This window comes from Flavobacterium psychrolimnae (assembly GCF_003312425.1).
In the GTDB taxonomy this organism is placed as follows: Bacteria; Bacteroidota; Bacteroidia; order Flavobacteriales; family Flavobacteriaceae; genus Flavobacterium; species Flavobacterium psychrolimnae.
Genome location: NZ_QNUX01000002.1, coordinates 165,010 through 191,168, shown reverse-complemented (window position 1 = coordinate 191,168; position 26,159 = coordinate 165,010). Strand labels below are relative to the sequence as shown.

The 26,159-nt window shown below is 33.1% G+C and carries 22 protein-coding genes; 9 read left to right on the top strand and 13 right to left on the bottom strand.

All coding sequences use genetic code 11. The features are described 5' to 3' along the window. Positions 1 to 3: 3 nt before the first annotated feature. From DR980_RS03065 to DR980_RS03035, 7 genes are all read left to right on the top strand, one after another. On the top strand, positions 4 to 444 hold the full coding sequence (locus DR980_RS03065; protein ID WP_113633798.1) for a nuclear transport factor 2 family protein: 441 nt from the start codon (positions 4 to 6) through the stop codon (positions 442 to 444). An 11-nt stretch (positions 445 to 455) separates the two neighbouring features. Beyond that, positions 456 to 2,069 carry a carboxylesterase/lipase family protein gene (locus DR980_RS03060; protein WP_113633797.1) on the top strand — a complete coding sequence of 538 codons (1,614 nt, stop codon included), beginning with the start codon at positions 456 to 458 and terminating at the stop codon, positions 2,067 to 2,069. 35 nt (positions 2,070 to 2,104) lie between these two features. Next, a complete protein-coding gene (locus DR980_RS03055; protein ID WP_244199245.1) occupies positions 2,105 to 3,160 on the top strand; it encodes an alpha/beta hydrolase in 1,056 nt (351 codons plus the stop codon). A gap of 69 nt (positions 3,161 to 3,229) precedes the next feature. Next, positions 3,230 to 3,832, top strand: coding sequence for a flavodoxin family protein (locus DR980_RS03050; RefSeq protein WP_113633795.1), 603 nt, complete (start codon positions 3,230 to 3,232; stop codon positions 3,830 to 3,832). 31 nt (positions 3,833 to 3,863) lie between these two features. Then, complete coding sequence (locus DR980_RS03045) at positions 3,864 to 4,598, top strand: carboxymuconolactone decarboxylase family protein (RefSeq protein WP_113633794.1); 735 nt, start codon at positions 3,864 to 3,866, stop codon at positions 4,596 to 4,598. A gap of 24 nt (positions 4,599 to 4,622) precedes the next feature. Beyond that, positions 4,623 to 5,684, top strand: a complete 1,062-nt coding sequence (locus DR980_RS03040) for an alpha/beta hydrolase (protein WP_113633793.1) — start codon at positions 4,623 to 4,625, stop codon at positions 5,682 to 5,684. An 11-nt stretch (positions 5,685 to 5,695) separates the two neighbouring features. Then, positions 5,696 to 6,193 carry a cupin domain-containing protein gene (locus DR980_RS03035; RefSeq protein WP_113633792.1) on the top strand — a complete coding sequence of 166 codons (498 nt, stop codon included), beginning with the start codon at positions 5,696 to 5,698 and terminating at the stop codon, positions 6,191 to 6,193. A 919-nt stretch (positions 6,194 to 7,112) separates the two neighbouring features. Here DR980_RS03035 and DR980_RS03030 read toward each other — a convergent pair. The 3 genes from DR980_RS03030 to DR980_RS03020 all read right to left on the bottom strand — a co-directional run bounded on the left by DR980_RS03030 (position 7,113) and on the right by DR980_RS03020 (position 10,167). Beyond that, complete coding sequence (locus DR980_RS03030) at positions 7,113 to 7,958, bottom strand: abortive infection family protein (RefSeq protein ID WP_113633791.1); 846 nt, start codon at positions 7,956 to 7,958, stop codon at positions 7,113 to 7,115. A gap of 35 nt (positions 7,959 to 7,993) precedes the next feature. Then, positions 7,994 to 8,935 (bottom strand): restriction endonuclease, encoded by a 942-nt coding sequence (locus tag DR980_RS03025; RefSeq protein ID WP_113633790.1) that lies wholly within the window; start codon positions 8,933 to 8,935, stop codon positions 7,994 to 7,996. Between the two features lie 167 nt (positions 8,936 to 9,102). Continuing rightward, entirely contained in the window at positions 9,103 to 10,167 is a 1,065-nt protein-coding gene (locus DR980_RS03020; protein ID WP_146779211.1) for a hypothetical protein, read from the bottom strand. Positions 10,168 to 10,690: 523 nt separating this feature from the next. On the opposite strand from DR980_RS03020, the gene DR980_RS03015 reads away from it, so the two are divergent. Together DR980_RS03015 and DR980_RS03010 are read left to right on the top strand one after the other, a co-directional pair. After that, positions 10,691 to 11,617, top strand: a complete 927-nt coding sequence (locus DR980_RS03015; protein WP_113633788.1) for a DUF6731 family protein — start codon at positions 10,691 to 10,693, stop codon at positions 11,615 to 11,617. After that, positions 11,614 to 12,069, top strand: a complete 456-nt coding sequence (locus tag DR980_RS03010) for a hypothetical protein (RefSeq protein ID WP_113633787.1) — start codon at positions 11,614 to 11,616, stop codon at positions 12,067 to 12,069. Before DR980_RS03015 ends, DR980_RS03010 begins: the two co-directional genes overlap by 4 nt. Positions 12,070 to 12,509: 440 nt before the next feature. On the opposite strand, the gene DR980_RS03005 is transcribed toward DR980_RS03010, so the two are convergent. The 10 genes from DR980_RS03005 to DR980_RS16405 all read right to left on the bottom strand — a co-directional run bounded on the left by DR980_RS03005 (position 12,510) and on the right by DR980_RS16405 (position 25,764). After that, positions 12,510 to 13,217: an STING domain-containing protein gene (locus tag DR980_RS03005; protein ID WP_113633786.1), complete on the bottom strand. Its 708-nt coding sequence runs from the start codon at positions 13,215 to 13,217 to the stop codon at positions 12,510 to 12,512. Continuing rightward, on the bottom strand, positions 13,217 to 14,314 hold the full coding sequence (locus DR980_RS03000; protein WP_113633785.1) for a hypothetical protein: 1,098 nt from the start codon (positions 14,312 to 14,314) through the stop codon (positions 13,217 to 13,219). Before DR980_RS03000 ends, DR980_RS03005 begins: the two co-directional genes overlap by 1 nt. Before the next feature lie 197 nt (positions 14,315 to 14,511). Further along, complete coding sequence (locus tag DR980_RS02995; protein ID WP_113633784.1) at positions 14,512 to 17,964, bottom strand: DEAD/DEAH box helicase family protein; 3,453 nt, start codon at positions 17,962 to 17,964, stop codon at positions 14,512 to 14,514. A gap of 73 nt (positions 17,965 to 18,037) precedes the next feature. Further along, positions 18,038 to 19,150, bottom strand: coding sequence for a PD-(D/E)XK nuclease family protein (locus tag DR980_RS02990; protein ID WP_113633783.1), 1,113 nt, complete (start codon positions 19,148 to 19,150; stop codon positions 18,038 to 18,040). Between the two features lie 11 nt (positions 19,151 to 19,161). After that, the gene (locus DR980_RS02985) at positions 19,162 to 19,710 is read right to left on the bottom strand and encodes a hypothetical protein (RefSeq protein ID WP_113633782.1); all 549 of its coding nucleotides are present in this window, start codon (positions 19,708 to 19,710) and stop codon (positions 19,162 to 19,164) included. A gap of 120 nt (positions 19,711 to 19,830) precedes the next feature. Next, a complete protein-coding gene (locus DR980_RS02980) occupies positions 19,831 to 21,162 on the bottom strand; it encodes a coiled-coil domain-containing protein (protein WP_113633781.1) in 1,332 nt (443 codons plus the stop codon). 19 nt (positions 21,163 to 21,181) lie between these two features. Continuing rightward, positions 21,182 to 22,378 carry a restriction endonuclease subunit S gene (locus tag DR980_RS02975; protein ID WP_113633780.1) on the bottom strand — a complete coding sequence of 399 codons (1,197 nt, stop codon included), beginning with the start codon at positions 22,376 to 22,378 and terminating at the stop codon, positions 21,182 to 21,184. A 292-nt stretch (positions 22,379 to 22,670) separates the two neighbouring features. After that, the gene (locus DR980_RS02970) at positions 22,671 to 23,852 is read right to left on the bottom strand and encodes a PDDEXK nuclease domain-containing protein (protein ID WP_113633779.1); all 1,182 of its coding nucleotides are present in this window, start codon (positions 23,850 to 23,852) and stop codon (positions 22,671 to 22,673) included. A 90-nt stretch (positions 23,853 to 23,942) separates the two neighbouring features. After that, positions 23,943 to 25,502 carry a class I SAM-dependent DNA methyltransferase gene (locus DR980_RS02965; protein ID WP_113633778.1) on the bottom strand — a complete coding sequence of 520 codons (1,560 nt, stop codon included), beginning with the start codon at positions 25,500 to 25,502 and terminating at the stop codon, positions 23,943 to 23,945. Positions 25,503 to 25,611: 109 nt separating this feature from the next. Next, positions 25,612 to 25,764, bottom strand: a complete 153-nt coding sequence (locus DR980_RS16405) for a 5'-nucleotidase (protein ID WP_208630784.1) — start codon at positions 25,762 to 25,764, stop codon at positions 25,612 to 25,614. Positions 25,765 to 26,159: the final 395 nt, after the last annotated feature.

Below are 26,159 nucleotides of genomic sequence, written 5' to 3'. Positions count from 1 at the left end.
ACTATGAAAAAATCAATCTTTGGACTAATTCTTCTTGTTTTATTTACAACTAATACTTTTGCTCAACATACAGCTGAGCTAGAAATTATTTCGCTTTCTAAACAAAAATGGGAATGGATGGCCGATAAAAATGTCGATAAACTTACCCCTTTGTTTGATGATAAATCTGTCTTTGTACACATGGGAGGAAGTTGGGGGAAAGCCCAAGAAATCAATGTAATTAAAAGTGGAGGAATTCATTACAAGAAAGCTGATGTTCATGAAGTGTCAGTAAGCATGATAGGTAATACCGCAATCCTTTTAAACAGAATTACACTATTAGCCGTAGTTGGAGGTAATGAAGTTACCAATCCTTTTATTGTAACCGAAGTATATGTTAAGGTAAATGATAATTGGAAACTAGGTTCATTGTCGTTCACCAAGCTGATGACTCCAGGACAATAAAATTATAAAAAATGAAAAAAATAGTAATAGGTTTAGCAATAATTGTCAGTTGTAGTTTATACGCACAACAAAAGATTGTCATTGCAACTCCTGGAGTAACGCCAATAGTCAAAACAGTTTCTGGATTACTGCGTGGTATAACTGAAGGGGATGTTTCAGTTTTCAAAGGGATTCCTTATGCAGCTCCTCCTGTTGGTGTAAATCGTTGGAGACCTCCACAGCCAGTTACTGCTTGGAGCGGAGTTAAAGATTTAAGCAAGTTTTGTGCAGATTGTCCACAGGCGAGTTGGCCCCGTGGTGCGGGCATGGCACAAAATTCATCTGAAGATTGCTTATTTCTTAATATTTGGACACCAGCTACAGCTACAAAAAAATCAAAATTACCTGTTATGGTTTGGATTCACGGTGGCGGATTTGTAGGAGGCAGTGGTGGTGGAAATGAATTTACAGGAGCAGCATTTGCAAAACAGGATGTTGTACTTGTTTCTTTCAATTATCGGTTAGGACGGCTTGGATTTTTTGCATTTCCAGCATTAAGCAAGGAACATCCAGAAGAACCTAAAGGCAATTATGCTTTTATGGATCAGATAGCTGCACTCCAGTGGGTAAAGGAAAACATTAACGCTTTTGGTGGTGATCCAAAAAATGTAACCATTTTTGGCGAATCAGCCGGTGGAGTTTCGGTACATTCACTGCTGACTATACCCGCTGCAAAAGGCCTTTTCCAAAAGGCAATAATCGAGTCAGGCGGTGGTCGTGATGGCGTACTGACAGGAAGACCAATTCAGGAAGAGGAGGCTGATATACACTACCCCATTTCTGCAGAAACGATCGGAAAAAACTTTGCTCGAAAACACGGAATCGAAGGTACGGATGTAGCAGCATTGGCAAAGCTACGGGCTCTTAGTGCTGCTGATATTATAGACGGAGGTCAGGAAACTGATGGCGCCGGAGGTCTACCTATCTATTCCGGTCCTATTCTCGATGGTAAACTGGTTGTTGAAACAGCGGAGAGTGCTTACAAGGGAGCTAGACAGGTTCATGTTCCACTTCTCATAGGATCAAATAGTGCTGAGGTTCCAGCAGGTTTTGTTAATGCAAAATCTAAAGAAGAATTATTAAAATTGTTTGGTAATTTTAGTGAAGAAGCAACTACAGCTTATGATGCTGATGGTACTGTGGATTTTGCTAAGATGCTAACATTAGTCAATACAGATAAAGTATGGGCGGAGCCTGCAAGGTTTACCGCTAGAGCTTTTACTTCAAAATCGATACCAGTATATACTTATCTCTTTTCTTATGTACCTATTTCTATGAAGGATAGAATGAAATATGGAGCCTCACATGCATCAGAAATTCCTTTTGTATTTGACAATCTAATAGAACGCAATGGTTCTAAATTTGATGCGAAAGATCAGGAAATAGCTAAAATGATGAATACCTATTGGGTTAACTTTGCTAAAACGGGCAATCCAAATGGAAATGGATTACCTCTTTGGCCTATATATGATAGCGCTAAAAATGATATTTTTGAATTTAAACCAGATGGATCGGCAAGTAATTTTTTCGATTACAGAAAAGCACGATTAGATGTAGTAGAAAAGGCATTTGAAGACAATAAATAAAAACAATTATGATGAAAAATAAAGTAATAAGATCGTTGAGTATATTTTGTTTATTATTGATGTTCCAATCATCGTCTTATGCACAAAAAAGCACGAAACAAAAACCGTTACTAATTATAGAACAAGGAAGTTTTGCTGTTGGAGGAACTATCATTACCAATCCTGGCACATTCGATCCATACAAACCTACCCCTGAAGGACAAACGTTTCGTGGAGACCACGCCTATATTTTTTATCAAATTCCTGTAAAGGCTCGCAAATATCCATTGGTGATGTGGCACGGTATAGGTCAGTTTTCTAAAACATGGGAAAGCACGCCCGACGGACGAGAAGGCTACCAAAATATTTTTCTCCGCAGAAACTTTCCTGTCTATGTGATTGATCAACCAAGGAGAGGGAATGCTGGTAGAAGTACTGTAGCGGCTTCCATCAATCCAACTCCAGATGAACAGCAATGGTTTGATGTCTTCCGTATTGGTGTTTGGCCCAATTATTTTGATGGTGTCCAATTTGCTCAAGACACGGAAACACTCAATCAATATTTTCGATCTATGGTTCCAAACATTGGTGCTATCGATAGTAATGTTAATTCGGATGCGGTTTCAACATTATTCAACAAAATAGGCCCTGCAATTTTAGTTACACATTCCCATTCTGGCGGTATGGGATGGCTCACTGCTGTAAAAAATAAAAATGTCAAAGCAATAGTGTCTTACGAACCAGGTAGCGGATTCTTATTTCCTGAGGGTGAAGTTCCATCCCCTTTAACGAGTTCGGCAGGTTCACTTGAAGCAAGTTCGATTCCTATGAAAGAATTTATGAAGCTAACTAAAATACCAATTGTCATTTATTATGGTGATAATATACCTGAAAGCCTCTCTAACAATCCTGGGGCAGATGGATGGAGAGTACGACTACAGATGGCCAGATTATGGCGAGATGTAGTAAACAAATACGGTGGAGATGTAACCGTAGTACATCTTCCTGAGGCAGGTCTTAAAGGCAATACACATTTTCCTTTTTCAGATTTAAATAATATAGAAGTGGCTGATTTAATGAGTAAATGGCTAAAAGACAAAAAGTTGAATTAATTAAATACAGCCGACATATAATACTAAATAATAATTCAATTGAAAATAGTAACCACATATTGTTTAATAATGATAATAACAGCTAGTTTATTTTCGAGCTGTTCCAAAGCACAAAGTACTGTTAAGCAAGAAAAAGATGTTTTGAATAAAAATAGTATTCTAATTGTCTATCTGACTCGAACAAAAAACACGAAAACAGTTGCCCAAATCATTCATAAACAAACTGGTGGCAAATTAATTGAACTTGAGCTTCAAAATCCCTACCCTGCAAATTACAAAGCAATTGTTGATCAAGTAGCCAAGGAAAATGAAACAGATTTTTTACCCGCACTTAATACCAAAATTGACAGCATTGAAAAATATGATACTGTCTTTATAGGTTTTCCAACTTGGGGAATGCAATTACCGCCGCCAATGAAAAGTTTTTTAAGTCAATACAATTTAAAAGGTAAAACTATTATTCCGTTTAACACCAATGCTGGTTATGGTATTGGAAGCAGTTTTGATAAGATTAAAGAACTATGCACTGAATGCAAAATATTGGAAGGATATTCCATTAAAGGAGGTAAAGAAAGAGACGGAATTTTATTTGTAATGGAAGGTGAAAAGAAAATTGAAGCCGAAAAAGAAATACAAACATGGTTAAAGAAAATAGGGATTCTGAAGAATTGAAATATTTGAAATAACAGTAAATAAAATAAAGATGAAGGATTTTAAAATTTTCAGTTTAATAGTCATGATTGTATGCATTACATTGTCTCCTAATGACGTTAAAGCAAAACAGTTGACAACTATCGAAAGTAATTTAAGCGCAAAAGAAAAAAGCATTATTACCATTGCATCACTGACAGCCAAAGGCGACTTAGTCACTCTGAAATCAGAGTTAAACAAAGGTCTTGAAGCGGGACTTACCGTGAATGAAATAAAAGAAATATTGATTCATACCTATGCCTATTGCGGTTTTCCGAGAAGTATCAGAGGGTTGCAAACTTTTATGGAAGTGCTTAACGAACGAAAAGCAAAAGGTATTAACGATGAACCTGGCAAAGAAGCTTCTCCTATCAAAGAGGATGGCAATAAATATGAAAGAGGTAAAACCATTTTAGAACAACTTACCAAAACACCACAACCGAATACACTTACAGGATATTCTGCTTTTGCACCAGTAATAGATACTTTTTTAAAAGAACACCTATTTGCAGATATTTTTGAAAGAGACGTTTTAACCTTTACTCAAAGAGAATTGGTTACAATTTCTGTTATAAGTTCAATTGGTGATGCTGAACCCATGCTAAAAAGTCATTTATCAATTGCTATCAATCTAGGTGTATTCCCTGAACAGTTGAAAGAATTTTTAGTCGTGATCAAACCATTTATAGGCGCAAAGAAAACTAAAGCTGCAAAAGAAGTAGTAATCGAAGTGTTGAAAAGTAGATAGAAAAATAATTTAAAAATAAAATAAATGAAAAAAATAGCATTAATAATCACAATAGTAATTTCAATAATAACGGTACAGATGTCAAGTGCTCAAACTACCCAAAAGGAACAAAAGCAAAATCCATATACCTTAGTATATGATGGAGCAATTACCGAAAATGTAAAGGGAAAAGTAAACATTTATCCTGTTACGTATACAACTAAAGAGATTACAATAGTAGCTAATGTCTACACTCCTGCCAACTATGATGCTTCAAAAAAATATCCTGCGGTAGTTATTGCTCATCCTAATGGTGGTGTAAAAGAACAAGTGGCAGGTTTATACGCCCAACGATTAGCTGAACAGGGCTATATCACTATCACGGCAGATGCGGCTTACCAAGGTGGCAGCGGCGGAGAGCCTCGTAATGTGGATAAACCGGCAAACCGAATTGAAGACGTACACGCAATGGCCGATTTTATTTCTCAATACAAAGGAGTTGATACTTCAAGACTTGGATTATTAGGAATTTGTGGTGGCGGCGGTTATTCTTTAAAGGCAGCCCAATCTGACAAACGATTTAAAGCAATAGCCACAGTGAGTATGTTCAATTCAGGTGTAGTAAGGCGTAATGGTTTTATGAATTCGCAATTTTCTACAATCCAGCAACGATTAAAAGAAGCTTCTGATGCCCGCACACAAGAAGCAGCAGGCGGTACAATTATGTATGTAGGCGATACTCAGCTTACGGATAAACAAATAGCTGCATTGCCGTTTGATTTATACCGTGAAGGATTTGAGTATTACGGCAAAACACATGCGCATCCAAATTCTACATTTAAGTATACTAAAAGCAGTCTTATGGATTTAATGACGTTTGATGCTAGTACCAATATGGACTTGATAAATCAACCATTATTAATGATAGCAGGTAGTAAAGCCGATAGTTTTTATATGACTGACGATGCTTTTAACAAAGCGACCAATGCAAAAAACAAAGAATTATTTCTTATTAATGGTGCTACTCATATTGAAACCTATTGGAAACCTGATTATGTATCGCAAGCCGTAAATAAATTGGTGAATTTTTATCAAACTAATCTTTAAAATTTAAAAAGATGAAACTTAAAAATATAGCAGGAATATTGCTTATTGGAATATTTGTATTTTCTTGTAAAGCACAAAATAAACCAACACTTTCAACAAAAACAGAATCACAAAAATCACTTCTTTTCCCTAAAGGAGAAAAAATCACAAATGCTAATTTTACTGGCACAGCTTATTTACAAATGCTGATAGCTGCTGATAGCCTTAATCCAACCTCAGTGGGAAATGTAACCTTTGAACCCGGAGCAAGAACAAAATGGCATCTTCATCCGGGTGGACAAATTTTGTTAGCAACCGATGGAGTTGGATATTATCAGGAAAAAGGGCAACCTAAAAAAACACTTCGTAAAGGGGATGTAATCAAATGTCCACCAAATATTCAACATTGGCACGGTGCGAGTATTGATACCCATTTTGTACAAGTAGCCATTACAAATACCAAAAACGGTGTGCCAGTTTGGTTAGAAGCGGTAACAGATGAAGAGTATATACAGGTTCAAGCAAACTAATAAAAAAGGAACAGAAAAAAATATTGTCAAAAAACTTATTGATGAAACATTTTGGGATAATGGTTTCAGAAAATACTTGAAATTCAAATATTTCTTATTATGGACAGTTTCTGAGCCATTAAAACCGTCCTAGGATTAATTTTTACATTTGTTTAGATCGGTTTTTTACAAATTCATTTATTAAATGCCTTCATTATTTCTGATATTCAAAGATAGTTCTTTGAAAAAAATTCATCTTCAAAAAATTCTATTAGAATAAATATTGTAATTAGAGTTGCAACTAAAATTGAGAAATATTACCATTTAATTTTATGTTTTCAACGTATTTTTTTGAAAAATGACGCCTAACTTCTTGGTACTACAATGGGTTTGGGACTAAATTAAACTCTGTTTTCGGATTTGCCAAATCATTAAATACAAGATCAACTTTCCATTAAGCCAATTGTCCAAATCTGTTGTAGCTGTTGTGTACTGCTTTATTGTTTAGTAGAATTTTAAAAGTTCATTAGTTAGTTTTTCGGCATCTTCTTGTTATTTATCCTAATTTCCGCAATGACGGCTAACTTGTATATATACGCTACTTTAAAGCGTATATATACCTCTTTATTGGTGTATATGTGCTAAATAAGCAAGGGTGTCTTTTTACAATAGTACACAAAACATAATACTACGATTGTTTTTTTTAAATAAACTGATATTTGTTTTTGTGATAATTAGGTTTTGGTTTTGATCCAAAAAATTAAGCGAACTAATTTGTCAAGAATGTTAACTAAAAACAACGCCATTGGAATCCAATGGCGTTGTTTGTCTTTGTGTGGGCTGTCAGGGATTGTAATCGAACACCTTGTTCCAATTTTGACGTTTTTCGAAAATATAAAACAAAGTATTTGATAACGTTTTTCAGCTTTGACGAAGGCAATTAAAACGTGGGATCTTCCCAATCGGTTTTGTTTTCTTCTTTTGATTTATTTAATTTATTTTCAATAGCTTGAATAAATTTTATCATATTTGAAATGTTGTTGAAAACTAACACACTTTCTTCATAATTAAGAATTGGATTATCATGTGCGAAACTTTTATTATTTCTGACGTCATTGAAAGAATCTAAATTACTAATCGAAGTTTTTAGAATTCTCTTCGACATTTCAGTTTCTATGTTCCCATTTGCAATTAGAAATTTTATGTACTTTCCAAAAATGCTATGCAGGGACTCGTCAACTTCATATTCAATCCCATGTTTTTTGCAAAGTTCGCGAATATATTTCATCACAAAAGTGTGTAAACGATCTAGAGCAACTTCGGGTAAATTTTTTTCTATACTTTCTCTTATAGATTCAGCAAGTTTTTTAAAATCGGTATCGTCAGAGTTTGGTTTTAATGCACTAATATTTTCAACAACATTACCTTGTAATCTTTGAGCTATATTGAGACATTCATGATAAAGTTCTTGGCTTTCTTTTAATTTATCATCGTCTTGAGGATACCATGTTTTTGTTTGACCCTCCACTAAAACATCAAAATAATGATAACACATCTCTTGAATTAATTTACCTATAGTTTGGTCATCTTCAACTTTAATAAATTGTCTGAGTCTGTTGGCTTTTGAATTTGAAGCGTAATGATATTTGGGATCGTCAATATCGAGACCTGTAACTACACCAACAAATTCATGAAAAGTTCTGTCCGAGAAATCAGCCACGTAACCGCTACTCATTCCTAAGAATTTTTCAATTTTAGCTTTTTCTCGAATGGTTATTTCTGACATAATATTTTTATTAACAAATTAGAATGTGACATGTTTTAGCTGTTTTGGCCTTTAGGAGAGAGCTTAACATTTTGAAACAACAAATCTTCAAGAGAATTCATTGGCAAGTACAATCCATTTTTAATTTTCTCATAAGTATGACATAATTCAACAATCTTTTCTTTTTCGCCGAATCCAACAAGATTTCGTTCAGTTTTACTTAAACATTCATAGTAGTTTTGAGTATAACCATAAGTAGATAAATACAGACCTTTTTCTCGTTTTTCGTTTATTATTACTTTAGTAAATTCTTGAATTGCTTTTTGTCCAACTTTTTGTTGAGATCTCCAATGTTTGATTTCAACGATGTAAGATTTTGGAGTTCCTTCTATTTCGCATTCAAGAATAACATCTTTACCGCCATCTTTGCTAGGTGGTGTTAATGTTGCCTTGAATCCTATTTCATTAAATATTTGATATATTGTTCTTTCTAAATCTCTCCATTCCAGATTCATTAGATTATTAGGGTCTTTAGCAATTAATGAAATTAGTTGTTTAGTAAAATTACTAATCAATATAAATACTTCATTTTCTTCTTTATTTTCAAGTATTTCATTTAAATCTTTAACCCAAGTTTCTAAATTATCAAGAGTAATAATCTCAATATTTGTTGGTTGTTTTAATTGGTACTGTTTTATTAGTTCTGAGTCTTTGATATTGATTTGACCATTTTTATTTATGACAAGTAATAACTTATCGAAATTGGTTTGAGAATCTACTCTTTCTAAAGTTTCAATCCCGTAATTTATAGCCTGATTTAGGTTTTTGTTAGATTTTATTTCTATAGCAACTCCATAAGATTTATTATCTTCTAAACTTTTGATAGCCATTACATCAGTGCCCCTATTACCTGGTCCACCTTGCATGTCACTTATTTGAAAATCAAGTTCCTCAAAAAGTTTTTCAATTCTCGCAATTATTTTTGATTCTTCTTCCATAAGGTTTTATACGATTTTTGGCAATATTTCTCCCAACGTGTCGCCGGTAAGTGAATTTACCCAAAACACGGGCTGAGTTTTCTCTGCCAAGATAGTATTTCTCAGTGAAATAAAATATTCCGGTTTATTGAATCGGGCAATTTCGCTTACCGGCTTTTGGTAGTAGTTTAATTTAGATATTCTGAGATTTTCTTTTTAATATTTTCAGGTGAATATTTTTCAGCAATTGTAATATCTTCTTCAGTAAAATCAAGTAGAAACTCTTTGACTATTTCTTCTGTCACTCTCATTCCATGAAATTTTTCATAAAGAGTAGTGAAAATTTTCACCAATTGAATAATAAACTCTTCTCCAAGTTTTGAAAAAATCTCTTCTTTGATTGAATGAAAATCTGAACCAGGAATTTCAGTTACAGTAATAGTATTTTCATCAATATTTATTGACTCCTTATAATGGATTATTTTTGATAACCCATATAAATAGTTCGTATTTGATCTTATCTGATTTTGCTTTGTCCCAAATAGAATAATATATTCATTAATCTTGAAGAAATATGTAGAATTAGATTTTTCAATATGAACCAAATTGCTAGTAGTGTCTGAAAAAAAACGTGTAGAAAATAGCATCATTGGATATGATCTAATTTCCTTTTCATAAATTCTCGATTTTACTTCGATTTCTTTTAAATCTAAATCAAGAGATTTATCTAATAAAATTCTTATTTGCTCTTGATCACGATGACCCAAAGTGAAATTATCAAATTTTGTAATTGATGCTCTCCAAATCAACGAAATAATAAACAACCTAATAATGTTGTTGTTTGCATTTTCTAATGAATGTATTATTTGATTATTGTTAATTTTGGTTAGCTTATATTTATTTTCAAAAACTTGTTTGAATACAATATCATTAAAATAAGTTTCTATTCTTTCAAATCTGTCTTCGCAGTCTTTACAGAGTATAAATTTTACTGCATAATGATCAACAAGAGCTTCGATTTCATTGTCCATTATTTCCCTGCCAAGTGCTTCAGTTATTTTTTCAGGATTGAATTTTCTTTCAAAAAAAACATTCAAAAACTTAGTACTTGATATACTGTAACTGGAACCATAGCCTCTTTTGTTTTCATCAAGTGGATTCAGCATTGACTTTATAAAAAAATGAGAAAAAACATGGGAAGCGATTGAACTTGCCGCTTTCTTTTTACAAAGTTTACATATACCTGCTTTCATGAAAATTACCTAAGGGTTTGATAAATTACTGCCAACTTATGTATAACCGCTATTTTATAGCGCATATCTACTTGTTGATGAATTTATATACGCTAATTAATTAAGCGCAAAGTTCTACAATACTACAAAAAAAACAGCGATACGATCGGCTTTTTGGGCAAATTGAAATTTATTTTTTTTATATAAGGAAAAATTAATCTAAGTAATTTTTGAATTAGATTGAGACAAAGGTACTGTCTCCCATTGGCTTAGTTTGTCTTCCTGTGGAGTGTCAGGATTTGTAATCGAACACTTAATACCTATTTTGACATTTTTTGAAAATATAAAATGATGTAATTTTTGTAACTTACTAGCTTTTGGCGAGGTTGGGATTTTGAAGGTGATTATTTTCGGGTAAACGAATATATGATAAAAAACGTTATTTCCACTAAATCCCCAATCTCGCTAAGGCTGTTATTGGCTTTATCAAACTATAAAAATTTTTACGTAATTTACACCCTAATAGATGAATAATTTTTATAGTATGGCTCTTAAAAGAAAAAAGATTGAATTTTTCAAAGTTAACATTATGACAATGGAAAATTTACCGAGTGAAATTTCATTTGCAGAAATTTTGACGATTCCAGAATTGCAGAATATTTCGTTGCCAATTAAAGGAAAAGAAGTAGAATTTAAGATCATGAGAAACACCGATGATTATATAATTTGTCTATTAGAAACAAACCGCGATTCTAGTGTTCCGCCAAAAAAACATAAAGGTAATAGAACATTTTCGCGAATTGGGCTAAATATCGAGGAGGGATTAGCATATGGAAATGTTTTTCTATATGATAAAAACAGAAACATAATAATGTACGAGTCGAATAAGTCGGGTTGTTATTTGGACCATTTCGTGGATTTTATTTATTCGGCACTCCAAGCAGGACAATCAGAACTCTTTAGAACTTTTCGAGTGAAGTTTGAAGTAATTTTAACGCATGATGAATATAACAGGATTTTGAATTTTGGCTTTCATAAGTCTATTGAGGTTGAAATAGCTAGACCAGATCGTATTGTAGAGGATTTTGAACATCAAAATAATGCTTTATTTAGCGCAATCGAAAGTGGCCGGCAATTAAATTCATCAAAGGTCTTTGCTAAATTTGAGGTTGAAGGGAGACCAAATAAAGGAGAGGGTTTAGCGGCAATGAGTATTAGAGATATTTTAAATGACGCTGGGAGATTGATGCAAGGTCGAAATAGCGAAAATGTTAAAAAAGTAGTTGTTTCGGGTTACGAAGCAGGTGCAAGGAAATTGAAGAAGATAGATTTAGTAGCGGATCGCTATATTAAGTTTATTCAGTTAGAAGAGCCTAGAGAACAAGCAAATCTATTGGAAACTCAGCGCACACAACGGATTTTAGAACTTCATAATAATTGTGAAGTAGATTTTGATAGAATGTTTTTATGAATAAAAGTTTAGGATATTGGATAGAAAAGCTACTTGCCTATGTTTGTGGTTTTGTATGCGTTATTATATCGTATAAATATAGTGTGAGTTTTTCGTTTATATTCGATTCAAGTTTTTTAGATAAAGTAATTTCGATATCGTCAACATTGTTTGGCTTTTTATTAGCAATTCTCACGCTGATACTTCAAGGAAATAGTACAACAGTAAGTGCAATGAAACGTCATGGAAGTTACAGTCGATTAATTAAATTTAATAAATCGACTGTAATCTCTGCAATCATTACTTGTACACTATCATTATTTCTATCGTTTTGCTCTACTGGAATTCGTGTTGTTTCTAATGAAATGCTTTTTTTTATTGCTACATTGAATTTCGGGATATTCGTTAGTATCATTGTAAATACCGTCATTTTTACGTTGATTTTTTACAGGATAGTTATTGCTGACCAGTAGCGTTGCGAGATGTAGTTGCTAACTTATATATAATCAGAATTTTATAACACATGTCTGCCTCATTATGGTTGTATATGCACTACGAAATCAAGTAAAAGTTTTTACAATAGTGTACAAAAACTGAATATTACGATTGATACTTTTTAAGATAATAAAGAATTAAGCGAAGTAATTTATTAAGGATGTTAACAAAAAACAGCGCCATTGGCTTCCAATGGCGTTGTTTGTCTTTATGTGGGCTGTCAGGGGCTAGAATGGAACACATTATACCTGTTTTGATCTTTTTAGAAAGTTTAAAATAATCTAAATTTCAGAAGTGACCCATATCAATTATTATAAACATCTAAAAAAGATTTTAATTAAATAAATGACTCTGTAATAAAAGTGTCAAGTGTAAAAAATAATTATCAGGACTTAAAAAAACAACTTTTGGTCAACTTTTAAAATTGTTTTAAATCTGCAGTACAAAATTTAATGTTTTTATGGATCCTTTTTTCTTTAGCAAGTTCTTCTATTTTTTTATAAAATTCAAAAATTAGATTTACTCCTAATTCTGTTTTTATTTTGTCTGTTGAAGTATTCGCTTTTGACTCTGCTTTATAATCAATATAACTTATCAATGATAGCAACGTATTTGGAAAATCAAAATAAATTTGGTTACTATCGTTTTTCTGAATAGTCAAAATATCTCTCGCTCTGGCTTGTTTAAGATTTAGTTTTACCTCTACCAACGAATACTCTTTATTCCTAAGTTCAGCTTTAATAGCATCGATATTACTACCTTCAAGTTCATTGATTTTATAGGGTTTGTAAATACATAAACTAGGTTTTTTTATCCCATCTTCTTTCAGTTGTGTTATGACTGGAACGAGAAAATTATTGACATATCCTAATGCTAAAACATCAGCCGGTGAATACTCCGTTTTCTCAAAAAGCTTTCTATTTAACTGGTTTAAGGTGACTGCTAAAAATGAAACGATAGTAACTAATGCTTCTAAATCTATATGCTCCAAATTTGGGATACTCTTTTTTAACAGCCAGAACAAAATTATTGTTGCTGTTAAAAAGTTTAAAATATAACTGAAATAAGTAAATATTTTGATATGACTTATTGCTAACTCTAAAATGTAATTTTGTAATTTCTTCATTATATAAAATTTTTATTTTTAAGGTCTAAATCTGTTAGTATCTGACTGATTTCGAATTGTAAAAAGCTAATTTCAAGTAGTTTTTTATCACAGTCTTTTTCAAATATTATTTCAGTACCATCTACTGATTTTATATTGTCGCGATATGATTTATTATTCAATATTTGAATTAATTCGTCATTGATTACTGGAAGAAGATCAAGAAAATAAGCGTATTGATACCTTTTCACATCAATATTGTAACAAATTGCATTAATATGAAAACTACGTATTGCTCCTTTATTATCAATAGTATCACAATCGTATTTTACATTTTTCATAAAGCGTATCATGTTTTTCAATCTCCCATTAGTAAGGATACTTCTTTCATTAATTCGTTTTATACTCCAAAATGGATAATCTACGTTTGAAAGGCTATCTAATTTTTTATTGTAGATCTGAATACCTCTTCGATGGTTCAAATTGGTTTTCATGTAATCAATTCCTTTGTAATAGGTTGCGATAACCACATCTACATCACGTTTGGGAGAACTAACCAATACATAAATTGAATTTTCCTTTTGTATATCAACTTCTTTGTATGTTGACTCTAGAATGATTTCCGATTGTGTTCGTATATTCTTTAGATCAGATAATTGATTGCCTGCATATTGACTAAAATCATCTGAATGTTTTTTTAGATTTTTATGTTCTATTGGATTTAATAAACTGGGATTTGCTAAAGTACTTTGAAGTCTTACATGATCAACACCTTTTGATTTGTTTGTAATTTGCACTAAATCAATGTCATTGTCTTTCAAGATGTGCGTATTGGTCATTACAGAACCTTGCCTTTCAAAATGAACCTCCTTACCATGACTCTTTTTTAAATGCGCCTCTACTTGGTTTGCTGCTATTTTGCTATTGGTGGTATAATCTGGTGCAACTCCTTTCATTGCCTTTTGTACGTATATATATACCACAGCATTTGCTAATTTCTTGTTTTCAAAAAGTTTTGAGGTAGCATTTTCCTCTGCATACAAAGCTTTCATTTGAAATAAATCAGGATTACTACGTTGATCTACTCTGTTTATTAATTGGTAATAGTTTTTGGACATCGGTTACAGTTTTAAAGTTTACTACTGCAAAGATGAAATAGGTTTATGCATTGTATGTGCACACTTCTATGTATAATACAAAACAGATTGTTTTGTAAAGATTTAAATGTGTGTTGTAAAATAGTAGCGCTATTGCTTTTCACTATGAAAAGGCTGTCCAAATGGGAAGGAAAATATTTTTGTAAACTAGATCATTACTATGCAAACATGGCATTTTCATTGACCTGATTGATGACTTGAATCACTTTCATGACTTGATCTTCTTCCGGGAATATCCCAAAAACACCCTGATCGTGATGTTCATTAAAAGGGGCTTGTGTCAGTAATTGTTTTTCTATTACCCCTTTTTGGTTGAGATAATTGATTATTTTTTGGATGAACGTAATTTGATTGCCATTCAAATTTCCTTTGGAGATAAAGTCCGCAAATAATTGATTGGCTATTTCAATATCTAAACCAATGATATTTCGAACAAATTTACCTAACGGTTGTTCACCGTATTCTTTAATAAAACGGTCTTTGCTTTCCAAAGCTTCTTTCAACAGAAATTGTTCCAACACTTCCAATTCATTCATAGTAATGGGCAAGTTTTTATATAATTTATCAATTACTAAATGAGATTTGTTTTTTCTTATAAAGGCTTCCACACGGTCTTTATAACTTTGAAGTGAAGTGTAAGTAGCCAAAAGGTCTACTTCTTCCACCATGTCTAAATGAAGTTCATCTGTGAATGAAGTATAAACAGGATCGAGTTTCTTTTCATCTTTTAGGAACTGGATTAAATCACGAAGTTCTTGACGGATTACTTCCAATTGTTGCACATTAACGGTACTCCAAAATTGTTCATTTTGAAGCTGTTTGATAGTTGAAATTTTTGCTTGAACGGCAGGAATATTTCGTTTTGTAAATAGCATGTTCACAATGTCATACACATTGTTAATGTGTCTTACTTGTGCTTTATCACCGGTAATCAATGCCAGTTGCAACTTGTAAACGAGTAAATCAAATCGTTTGGCAAATTCGTCTTTGTCTTGGTTATAATCTATTAAATGAGACAAATTGCTTTGTATATTGAGCACATCACCTTGTAACAAATTGTTCCATCTCGCTCTGTTTTTATATTCTAAAACATAACGCCAGTGTTTGCGGACTTCAAAAAGGGCCTCATTTAAATGATCCACTAATTGGTGTAAATCATCCGTAAATTGAATTTGAATGTGTTCTTGTTCCTCCGTTGGGTCTTGTAACTGACGAACTGCCATCACAATTTCCAGTTTTGTATTGAAGGTTTGTTGTGCTAATGAAAGGGCAGTTTTTTGTGTTTCACCATCTGGATTGTCTCCAAAATATTCAAAATTGCCACAGAAGTCAAAGATTAAGAAATATTCTTTGTCTATTCCCGGTGCAAAAATATCCAGACACAAACGGGTACCTCGACCAATCATTTGCCAGTATTTTGAATATGATTTTACTTCTTTAAAAAACACCAAGTTTAATACTCTGGGCGCATCAACGCCCGTATCCATCATGTCTACGGAAACGGCAATTTGAGGTTCTTTTTCGTCGCCTTTATCAAAACAAAATTTCTCCAATAAGTCTTGCGCTTTATCTTCGTAATTATCAATTACCCGAAGAAAACTGCCACCATACTGAGGATAATTTTTATTGAAGCGTTCTTCTATAAAAGCGGCATGTTTATGGTTTTTCGCAAAAAGAATGGTCTTTCCGAGTTTATCACCTCCAGCAATCTTTTGTCCATTGGTCATCAAATAGTCTAATACTTTATCGATGGTATCGGTATTGTACAACCAGGTATTGATCTTGCTTTTATCCACATTGCAAACTTGGTTTTCATCACCAAATTGAACACCAAATAGTTCCTTAAAACGTATTTGATCTTCTTCTGAAAGGTCATCATATACAATACCTTCCCTTGGAAATTTCAGTGGGATTTTAAAAGCTTTTGGCGGTTTTAAATAATTATCCGCAACCGCTTTGTTTAATTCGTAAGCATATGTTGGATTATCGTCTTCAATTTCGAATAAACCATAGGTGTTTTTATCGATTTCCTTTTTAGGAGTAGCAGTCAAACCAATCAGAATACAATCGAAATAATTAAAAATGGATTGGTATTTTTGATATACGGAGCGGTGAGCTTCATCGATGATAATCAAATCAAAATGCCCCACGCCATAAAAGCGTTCGTCTTCGCTTTTGAGACTGTCAATTTTATTCAAAATGGTTGGGTAGGTAGAGAAAACGACTCTGGTACCATTATCTTCTTTTTCTTTAGTTAAATCAATGGCTGACAAGTGCGGCAAATGTTCCTTAAAAGCATTTTTGGCTTGTGTGACCAAGGCATTTCTATCAGCCAGAAACAATATTCGTTTTGCCCAATTGCATTTGGTAAACATATCTACCATTGCCGCTGCGGTTCTTGTTTTTCCGCTTCCGGTTGCCATCACCAACAAAGCTTTCCTGCTCGTTCCTCTGAGTTTGTTTTGGTTGGTGGTTACCAAGTGTTCCGCTACTCTTTTGATGGCTTCCAGTTGATAATATCTTCCGGCAATATTTGTATTTACACCAAATTCTCTTAAATCTTTACGTGCAAAACGTCTTTCAATAAGAACTTGTAATTCTTCTTTGGTATAAAAACCTTGTATTTTTCTGTCTTGATAAAAAGTATCTTCCCAAATGTGAGTTTCAAAACCATTACTGTAAAAAATAATAGGACGTTGCCCCGTGCTTTTTTCTAGACAATCTGCATATAAAGTGGCTTGGTGCTTTCCTTTGGATGCAGAGTGAATGGTACTTTTGGCTTCTACCACTGCTAATGGCAAACCATTATCGCCCCATAGCACATAATCTACAAAACCTTTTCCTGATGGATTTGTTGTTAATGGCATTCCGGTTACCTCAAATTCTATTTCTCGCCCTTCTCTCAGTTTATCCCAACCTGCTTCTCTTAATAGTAAATCTATTAGTATAAGGCGTGTTTGATGTTCGGATGTTAATTCCGGAATGGCTTGTTCTACCGTTATTTCTTGAAAACGTTCTTCTTTACGTTCCGCAATGAGTTGCAATTGTGCTTCTAATTGTTTGCGCAGTAAATCGTTTTCTGCGGCTAGTTTTTCTTGTTCTTTTAATGCTTTTTGCGCTTCAGCACGCTCTTCTTCCAGCTTTTCGGCAAGAGCCTGGAGCTGTTTTGTGTTTTTATCATTGGTATCTCCATATGGAATTACTTTTTCATCAAATTCTGAAATATCAGGATTATTTTCGCTGTAATATTTGCTTAAAAAAGTCAAAAAGCGAAAGCTGTTTTTCAAAGACTGCAATGCGTCTAAAGCCTTAACGGTTTTTCCATGAGCTGCATTGTTACCATTCAAGCGCACAATGTCCAATTCCATTAGCATACTTGGTTTGAGTATGTTTTTGAAACTTTCGTTGTGGAGTAAGGCACCTAATTTGGTATCATAAGGCAACTCTAAATCTTCATCATTTTTATACAACCAAAATAATGCTTTCTCTAATGTACTTCTGCACAACAGAGCCGCATAACGAGGTGCTGTAAACGTGTGTTTTTCGGCATCTGCAATTTCTCGGTAGATTTCTGGAAATTCTTGTTGAAGAAAGGTAAAGTTGCTTTGCATGGTTTTTTATTGATGCCACTAAAATACTACATTATTTGTAAAATGCCTATTTTGTTTAAAATCATATTGTGAATTAAGTTTTACATAATTCTTTTAACTTACTTTCCAATTCAGGAAGAAAAATATCCAAATTTTGTAAAATTACTTGGATAAACACTTTCAATTCATCCATATTATATTCAAAAAGTTGTTTGTCAAGCTTTTTGGAAACTGACATATATGCTTTAGTCTTAGGCTTGTTGAGTCTAGTAAAACCATTTTTATTTTTGAAAACTGATTCAAAAACAGCAATCATTTCATTAGTTATTTGATTAGCTTTTGATTTCCCATATTCTTCTCCTGCAAAGTTTATTTTTAAAGTATTACCTTGAAATTGAAAGCCTAAAAAGAATGGTTTATTTCCTAAAATAATTTTTTTCCTATTTACTTGTAATAATGCAACACCATGGGTTTCTGATATATGATAATCTTTAAGATTTAAATCAGAAACTACTTTTTTTATAAATGCTTTTTGAAAAATTGTTTCCAATTGATTCTTACGTATGTACTCTTTTTTTGAATAACTTTTATATTTTTCATCTTCTGGATCTTTTTCATGTTTTTTCTTATGACCGTCCATAAATACAGTTTCGTATTCGTGATGATTTTGCATAAAATGATTAAAAGCACCCACCAAATTTTCGAGAGTCTTTATATACTCCTCAATAAAAGTATAAGATCTGTCCTCTTTATTCCATTGTATGCACTGTAAACTTTCTAACAAATTTTCAAATGAAACTGAGATCCATCTAGAGTTTTTTGGAGATTCTGCAGTCAATGATAGAAAAGCAAAGTAGGTATTCTCTTCACAACTTCTTAAATTAACTGGAAGTGCATTTAAATATTTGTCGGACTGAAAACTGTGTTCTGATGACTTAAGTTTATTTTCTATGACCAAAGTAGTGTCATTGGTTCTAATAACAATATCAAGATTGTTTATCTCGGTACCAACAAAATAATTATCCTCAATTATGATATTGTTTGATAAATTAAACAAACTTTTAAAAAAATATTTTTTCTCTTGTTTCGGAAAAATAGTTTCATGCAAATTTAATATCCATGCAAGTGTTTGCGAATGAATTCGCTCCGCATCAGCAAGCATTAATGATTCAAAAAAAGTAGATTGCATTTTCATGGTATTTTTCATATAAATTCGAATTAATACCTACATAAAATAGGATGACCAAATTCCAAACGCCAAAGCTTTTCTATATCAGCAGCATATTCTTGATAAGCATTATCCGTTTGTAATAATTGTACAATCTCATGATTTTCCTGAGCGTCAAAATCAAAAAAACTCACCGCCCAGTCTGCGCTATTAAAATTCCGGTTGCAAATATTTAATGTTCCTGTTCTAAAGTCATTAGAATTCAACTCTTGTAAAATTCGCTCCCTAAGACCAAAACTTCTTGGATTATTGAGATATCCACCTTTGCCATTGTAAACAATTGTGAAATCATCTTTTTTTACTTCGCAGATATGTGCCAGCCCAGAACGCTGTTGCACTAACTTTGTAATCGGGACTTCGCTCTTATGATTTTCCTTTATTTGATTTTGTACCACTAAATCTAAACGAGTCCATAGCCAATATAATCCTCTTCGGTATTTCGGTAATATCAATGTCCCAGAACTCAGAAATATATCTAAAGTACAAAAAGTGTTTGTTTGGCTTTGTTCAATTTGATGGAGAATATCTTTATAATTCATTTTTTTTGTAACTAGAATATAAATCCAAAGTGGCTGTTTGTCTCTTATATTGATATTCGGGATTTATATCCGCTTATCTATTTTTATTTATTTGTGGTCTAATGCGGATTAAATAGTCAATTAAGACTTTCCAATTTTCACCATTCTTTCTGCAACTTCAAGAATCTCTTTTATTGAAAAATTTTCAATTTTATTCTCCACCAGTTTTTGATCTCTTTTTCTCAATGGGTCTTTATGAATTTCTTCCAAAGCTACTTTCATGTAATGGATATATTCACCTTTATCGTCAGAAGGATCTTTTTTAAGTTGTTCTGAAAAACCAACTATTGATTTGGCTAAAACCATTTTATAGGCGTAATCTTCAATAAGATTTTTTTGTTTTACGTATTGATTGGCACAAAATACTGCTGCAATAATTGGAAGTGGAATCAAAGCGATTCTCCCAATAATTAAATGAAGATCATTTGTCTTGTCAAAAGCTACCCAAATGCCTAACAATATTGCTGTTATTATAAAAATGGAAGCACCTAAAATCCATAAAACTGAAAAATACCATTTACGAGCATCTTTTAATTGTGTTTGAAATGATTCACTAATTCCTTCTGCAGTTTTGTAATTTAAAGCTGTCTTAGCACTTTCAATTAATTTTTTTGCATCTTCCAGTATTTTAGCTCTTTCAATATCATAGTCGTTAAGTTTCTGTTTATTTTCTTCGGTTAATTGCTGTAATTCTCCTAAACGATTGTCTCTTTCCTGAACTTTTTGGGCAAAAGAATTTATAACCTTTTCATTGCTTTTTACTTCATTGTAACTTTCAACAATACCTTCAAGGTTTTCGTCAGCTTCGTCTTTAACTTTTAGAAGTCCTGTATTTATGGTTTTTAAATTCTCAGAATTAGTGACTATTTCAATTTTTACCTCATCAACTTCCTCAATTTTTTTTTCAAGATCTTCGAACTTTTTAGTAATGGCTTCTAATTTCTCAGAAACGGAAGTATTTGAATTAGTTGCTTTTTCTTTAATTTCATTGATGAATTTTAAAGCTTGATGAAACTCATCTCTTTGTTCCAAAAGTCCTTTGTTAGCTTCTTGAAATAATTCCCATCTTGCAATATTGGTACGAAGATTATATTTTCGTAGTTTGACTTTTAAACTATCAATGTATTGAAACAGAGATTGAGGTATTTGAATATAGCTCAGGATAGAGTCGAGATCGTTTGCTATCTCATTTCTTTCATCTAAGGTTGAAGCCTGAATGAAAATATTATGCGATTTAACAAAATAGGAAATATCAACCAGTATAGCATCAAGACCTAAATAAATACTTTTTCCGTTGTATTCATTTTCGTTACCAAATTTGGTATTGTAGAATTGAACAGGGTCAAATGAAGTTAACTTTCCTTTGATTTGATCTCGCAAAGTTTTGATTTTAAGTACTGATTGTGTTTCCATATTTATGCCTTTGTTTTTATTACACTAACTCCCCCTTAAACGCCCGTTGCAACAAACTCTGAAACAAATTCTCGCTTTTTGCTAAAGCTTCTTGGGCTTGTTGTTTTTGGGCTTCTATCATTTGTACTCGCTCTGCAAATAAATTTTGGATCTTGAGAGGTGGTAATGGAATGAATATTTTTCTAATAATACCGACATTTATGATATCCATTGTTCCTCCTCGTGAATGATTTTTTAATTGTTTTTCTACGTGAGAACTTTGCAGTAAAAATTTCAAAAAATCGGGTCTAATAATATTTTTATTTGGAGAAATTTTCATTAATCGAGGGTTAATTATGCCTTTTTCAAATACTTCTGGAATTATAGAAACTTTACCATAAGTACCAACTAATGAAATTAATACATCTCCATTTTTTACTTTACAACTCTCTAATTCTTTATACTTTTTTTCATCAATATAATAATTACCAAATGACATATTGTCTTTTATAACCTGTTCTTGACCATATATTTTATATCCATTTTGAACATAAAATTCTTTTTTCAAAGAAGAACCGAATGGACCAGCTTTGATGCTATGTTTTTCTTTTGAAGCGACACTTTCAACTTGTACCGTTTCCCATCCCTTTTCATTCCTCACCGGATCCCCAAACATCTCCATAAACAAACTTTGTATCAAGGCATCATATTTTTCAATAAGTTGCTTGTTGTATTGGCGCAATTGGTCCGCGGTGTCGAGAATTTCGGCTATTTTTTGTTGGGTTAGTAGCGAAGGAAGGGGGATTTCTATGTTTTCAAGTTCTGATTTTGAAATGTGCGGAATTGTTGCTCCAGAACAATTATCTCTTAAGCTTTTGGATTTAGTTTGTAAAAATCTACCTAAAAAATTCGGAAATATTTTGTAATTATCATTAATTACTAATTTGGCTAAAGTACTACCAACAGCACCTTCAAGATTATATCCAATTGTTCCAGCATTTGCGCCGTCCCAAGCAATTAAAACGTCATTTTTTGTGCAAAGAACATTAGATTTGCTATGTTCAGCATATTTAAGATTATTGTCATTCCTTAGATCTCCAATTTGAATATACCTCAAATTGGATGAGTTTACTTCAATGGATTTTTTCCCTTTTGATATTTTTACTATATGTTTTAGTCTAACTTTCTGCATTACTTCAACATTATTTGCAATTCGTTCATTTACTGTTAATTCCATATCTTTATGCTAATTACCCTTTCAAAAGTTTTTTTAAGGATTATGTTTATAGCACCTGCCTTCTAAGCAGGCGTTCAAAGGTTCGTCTCTCGACTGCGCTCGGGATGACAAGCTCCACTTCTGCGATTACAATATAACTGTTAAGGTTATAGGTTTGAATCCAGTCAAGGTCAAGTTGTAACTTTAGGGTTTCTGGTTCGAACCCTGTCGCGGTATTCGAATCCCATCCTCTCTGCTATTTTGTTTTGAGTAGGAATCTAACCAGGAGCTAAAATCCCTCTTTCTCCGCCAATTATTCCAATTGCTTTAGTTCATTTTCAATAAAGGCTTGCAATACTTCTTTGCTAGGCAGTTGCAGTAAATATTTAGACACAAACAGTTTTTCGTCCATTCCGGAAAGGGCATATTCTACCAGTTTTGTTCCTTTTTGGGTACATAACAAAATACCTATTGGCGGGTTGTCATCGGGTTGTTTTACTTCTTCCCTGTAATAGGAAACATACGTATTGAGCTGTGATAAATGCTCGTGCTTAAATTGATCCGCTTTCAGTTCTATTAAAACATGGCATTTTAAAATTCGGTGATAAAAAACTAAATCTACAAAATAGTTTTCCTCGTCTATAAGGATTTTCTTTTGTCGTGCTTCAAAGCAAAAGCCGTTTCCTAGTTCTACAATAAATTCCTGTAAATGGTTTATCAATGCTTGTTCGAGCGTGTTTTCTTCTATTAAATTGTAGTTGCCTAATTTTAGAAAATCAAAAATATAATGGGATTTTATGGAATCTATTGGGCTCGAAGGCTCAATTTTTTGTAACAATTCTTCGAATCCCAAGGCATTATTTTGAGACAAACCGACTCTTTCAAATGCCAGAGAATGAATTTGTTTTTTTAATTGTGCAACTGAGGGTTGCGTTTTTAAAATTAGTAATTCGTAAAACTGTCTTTGTGTTGGGTCTTTTATTTTGATAAGCTCTATAAAGTGGGAGTAAGAAATTCGTTGAATTACTTTTTTATTATACTCTAATAGTTCAATATCATTACTTTGGAATTCTTGGGATGCCATCCCAAGAATGTTTTTACCATCGTTTTGAAATTCTTGGGTTGACAACCCAAGAATTGTTTTTTCTTCTAATTTGAATTTTGCGGATGGCATCCGCAAAATGTTTTCAGTAATCAAATGATTATATTTCTGATAAATTATTGGTGCGTAAAAAGGATAGGTGTTGTAGAATTGCCTACATCTTGATAATTCGGGGGATGTTAATCCTTTAATAGCAATTGTATTGGCTAAGTTAGCCAATAACTTATTTCCATACGTTGCTCTATCCTCTCCATTTTGTTCAAATTCAACAATATAAAAACCAACCAGCCAATTACGAACGGTCATAGAAATATTAACCGCTTTTACAGCTTCTTGTTGCAAAATAGCGTGTGTATGTTGTATGGATTCGGCTAAAGAATTAAAATTTGTCATAGCATTCTTCTTTATAATAGTATTTTAATGTTGTTTTGAATTGGGCAGTTGGCATCTGCCTAATTTTGGGGTTGGCAACCCCAAAATTCGTTACTTCAACAATTGTTCTAACATTTCCAGTGCTCTTGCTCTATCATAATCTAGTTGTTTGATGTCAGCAATGAGTGTTTCGGGTTTATCATAGACCACTTCATCATAGACAATTTCTTTGTAGCGGTTAATGCTCAGGTCGTAATCGTTGGCTACAATATCGGCTTTTGGGATTAGAAAGGATTTTTGAGTACGATCTTGCCCTTCGACTGCGCTCAGGGTGACACCGCTAGTAAACTTTTTCCAGTCTAACAAAATGTTAGGAATGTCGCATTTGCCTTTAAACTCTTCTAAAACACTTTCCGGATCAGCGAAACATTGTTCAAATACCTCTTCCGAGAGTTGAGCGTTGCGTTTGTCGTCCAGACTAAATCCATCAGCTTGCATGTCATAGAACCAAACGGTATCCGTACCACCCGAGTTGGTTTTAGTAAAGAATAAAATAGCAGTGCTTACTCCGGCATAGGGTTTGAAAACGCCGCTTGGCATGGAGATTACGGCTTGCAGTTGTTGGTTTTCTACCAATTCTTTACGAATGCTTTTGTGCGCCCCACTACTACCAAATAACACACCATCGGGCACAATCACGGCAGCACGCCCGCCAAGTTTTAGCATTCTCAAAATCAAAGCTAAGAATAGTAATTCGGTTTTTTTGGTTTTGGTTACGTTTAGTAAACTGCTTTCTACCTCATCATAATCCAGCGCCCCTTTGAACGGTGGATTAGCCAAGATTAACGAGTACTGACTGCTGATGGCGTTGCTTTCGCTCAAGGCAGAATTACCAATAAGCGTTGGGTTTTCCATGCCGTGCAATTGCAAGTTCATGGCGGAAATACGCATCATCGAGGGATCGATTTCTATGCCGTTGAACATATTTTTGTTGTAATGTTCGCGGAATTGTTCTTCTATAAACCAGTCTTCGTGTTTTTCGTGAATAAATTGAGAAGCAGCCACCAAGAAACCTGCTGTTCCACAAGAAGGGTCGCAAATAGTATCGTCTTTTTTGGGTTGGGTCATCTCGACCATCATACGGATAATATGGCGCGGGGTACGGAATTGCCCGTTAGTTCCTGCTTCGGCAATTTTGCCTAACATGTATTCGTATAAATCTCCTTTGGTATCGCGGTTGTCTAAGGGCAGTTTGTCAATTTGTTGTACCACACGGTCTAATAATTTTGCCGTTGGAATCATAAAGGTTGCACCTTTTATGTATTCGGTAAAAGCACCGCCATCTTTACCTAATGTTTTCATAAAATCAAAAACGGTAACATCATTCAAATGACGTTGCGGACGTGTAAAAAGTTCAAACATCACTTCTGAATCCTTGTCTCTGAAGCTGCTCCAGCGTAATTCCCTTTGTTCAGGAGAATAGATGGGCTTATCGGTAGTTACTCCCAGCATATTGGCTCTTTTCTCAATAAGGATTTGTTTGTCGTCCAGTTGTTTCAAGAAAATAAGGTAGGTGAATTGTTCAATTACCGTTAAAGGATTTGATATTCCACCTGTCCAGAAGTCGTTCCAGATTTTATCTATTTGAGATTTTAAGTCGCCTGTGATCATTGGGTATGTTTAATTATTTTGTGATATTGAATTTAATTTTGAAGTGCTCAAATATGGAACTTGCGCCGAAGGTACTACTTTTGAACTTTCTACTAAATTATAATCTTGATCATCGAAGAAAATTTGTTCTCATTGCTTTTAAAATATTATCATTTGCGAAACCTCCTAAAAAGTAAACTTCATCCATATAAACTCCCCATTTTCTTAAGGTTTTAATCATACGTTTATGAGATTGTGCATTTGGAGCTGTAACTATGGTCAATTAGACCCTTTTTTATTCCGTCAATCGTAGCTAATGAGAATTAAGTAGCTAGCCAATCTTCTTTAGCTAATTCCATTACTTGGCCATGAAATTGCATATAACCACTCTATCTTTGCTTTCCTCTTCCACTTTTTTTAATCTTTCTAGTAATTTCTTTTCCAGATACTTTTTATATTGTTCTAAACTATTAGCAAAATTTCGTTTTCTTGTTTCTTTTTTGCTTAAAAATTGGCTTTGACTTTTTACAAAGCTTCCTTTTTAAATATCATTTCTTTTGCTTGTTCGCTCATTTTCTGTTGGTACTTTAGTCATATTTTATCATCTAATTGGTGTTTTAGAATATCATTTACATCAATTTAAGTAACATATTCAGTACATTGGATAGAAATTTTGCC

Bases quoted from the DNA above. Each gene is read 5' to 3' on its own strand.
- DR980_RS03040 (WP_113633793.1), top strand. From the start codon at position 4,623: ATGAAAAAAATAGCATTAATAATCACAATAGTAATTTCAATAATAACG.
- DR980_RS03060 (WP_113633797.1), top strand. From the start codon at position 456: ATGAAAAAAATAGTAATAGGTTTAGCAATAATTGTCAGTTGTAGTTTA.
- DR980_RS02995 (WP_113633784.1), bottom strand. From the start codon at position 17,964: ATGCAAAGCAACTTTACCTTTCTTCAACAAGAATTTCCAGAAATCTAC.
- DR980_RS02970 (WP_113633779.1), bottom strand. From the start codon at position 23,852: ATGACAAATTTTAATTCTTTAGCCGAATCCATACAACATACACACGCT.
- DR980_RS03050 (WP_113633795.1), top strand. From the start codon at position 3,230: ATGATAATAACAGCTAGTTTATTTTCGAGCTGTTCCAAAGCACAAAGT.
- DR980_RS03030 (WP_113633791.1), bottom strand. From the start codon at position 7,958: ATGTCAGAAATAACCATTCGAGAAAAAGCTAAAATTGAAAAATTCTTA.
- DR980_RS03005 (WP_113633786.1), bottom strand. From the start codon at position 13,217: ATGAAGAAATTACAAAATTACATTTTAGAGTTAGCAATAAGTCATATC.
- DR980_RS02985 (WP_113633782.1), bottom strand. From the start codon at position 19,710: ATGAATTATAAAGATATTCTCCATCAAATTGAACAAAGCCAAACAAAC.
- DR980_RS03045 (WP_113633794.1), top strand. From the start codon at position 3,864: ATGAAGGATTTTAAAATTTTCAGTTTAATAGTCATGATTGTATGCATT.
- DR980_RS02965 (WP_113633778.1), bottom strand. From the start codon at position 25,502: ATGATCACAGGCGACTTAAAATCTCAAATAGATAAAATCTGGAACGAC.
- DR980_RS03000 (WP_113633785.1), bottom strand. From the start codon at position 14,314: ATGTCCAAAAACTATTACCAATTAATAAACAGAGTAGATCAACGTAGT.
- DR980_RS03015 (WP_113633788.1), top strand. From the start codon at position 10,691: ATGGCTCTTAAAAGAAAAAAGATTGAATTTTTCAAAGTTAACATTATG.
- DR980_RS03065 (WP_113633798.1), top strand. From the start codon at position 4: ATGAAAAAATCAATCTTTGGACTAATTCTTCTTGTTTTATTTACAACT.
- DR980_RS02975 (WP_113633780.1), bottom strand. From the start codon at position 22,378: ATGGAATTAACAGTAAATGAACGAATTGCAAATAATGTTGAAGTAATG.
- DR980_RS03035 (WP_113633792.1), top strand. From the start codon at position 5,696: ATGAAACTTAAAAATATAGCAGGAATATTGCTTATTGGAATATTTGTA.
- DR980_RS02980 (WP_113633781.1), bottom strand. From the start codon at position 21,162: ATGGAAACACAATCAGTACTTAAAATCAAAACTTTGCGAGATCAAATC.
- DR980_RS03020 (WP_146779211.1), bottom strand. From the start codon at position 10,167: ATGAAAGCAGGTATATGTAAACTTTGTAAAAAGAAAGCGGCAAGTTCA.
- DR980_RS03010 (WP_113633787.1), top strand. From the start codon at position 11,614: ATGAATAAAAGTTTAGGATATTGGATAGAAAAGCTACTTGCCTATGTT.
- DR980_RS02990 (WP_113633783.1), bottom strand. From the start codon at position 19,150: ATGAAAAATACCATGAAAATGCAATCTACTTTTTTTGAATCATTAATG.
- DR980_RS03025 (WP_113633790.1), bottom strand. From the start codon at position 8,935: ATGGAAGAAGAATCAAAAATAATTGCGAGAATTGAAAAACTTTTTGAG.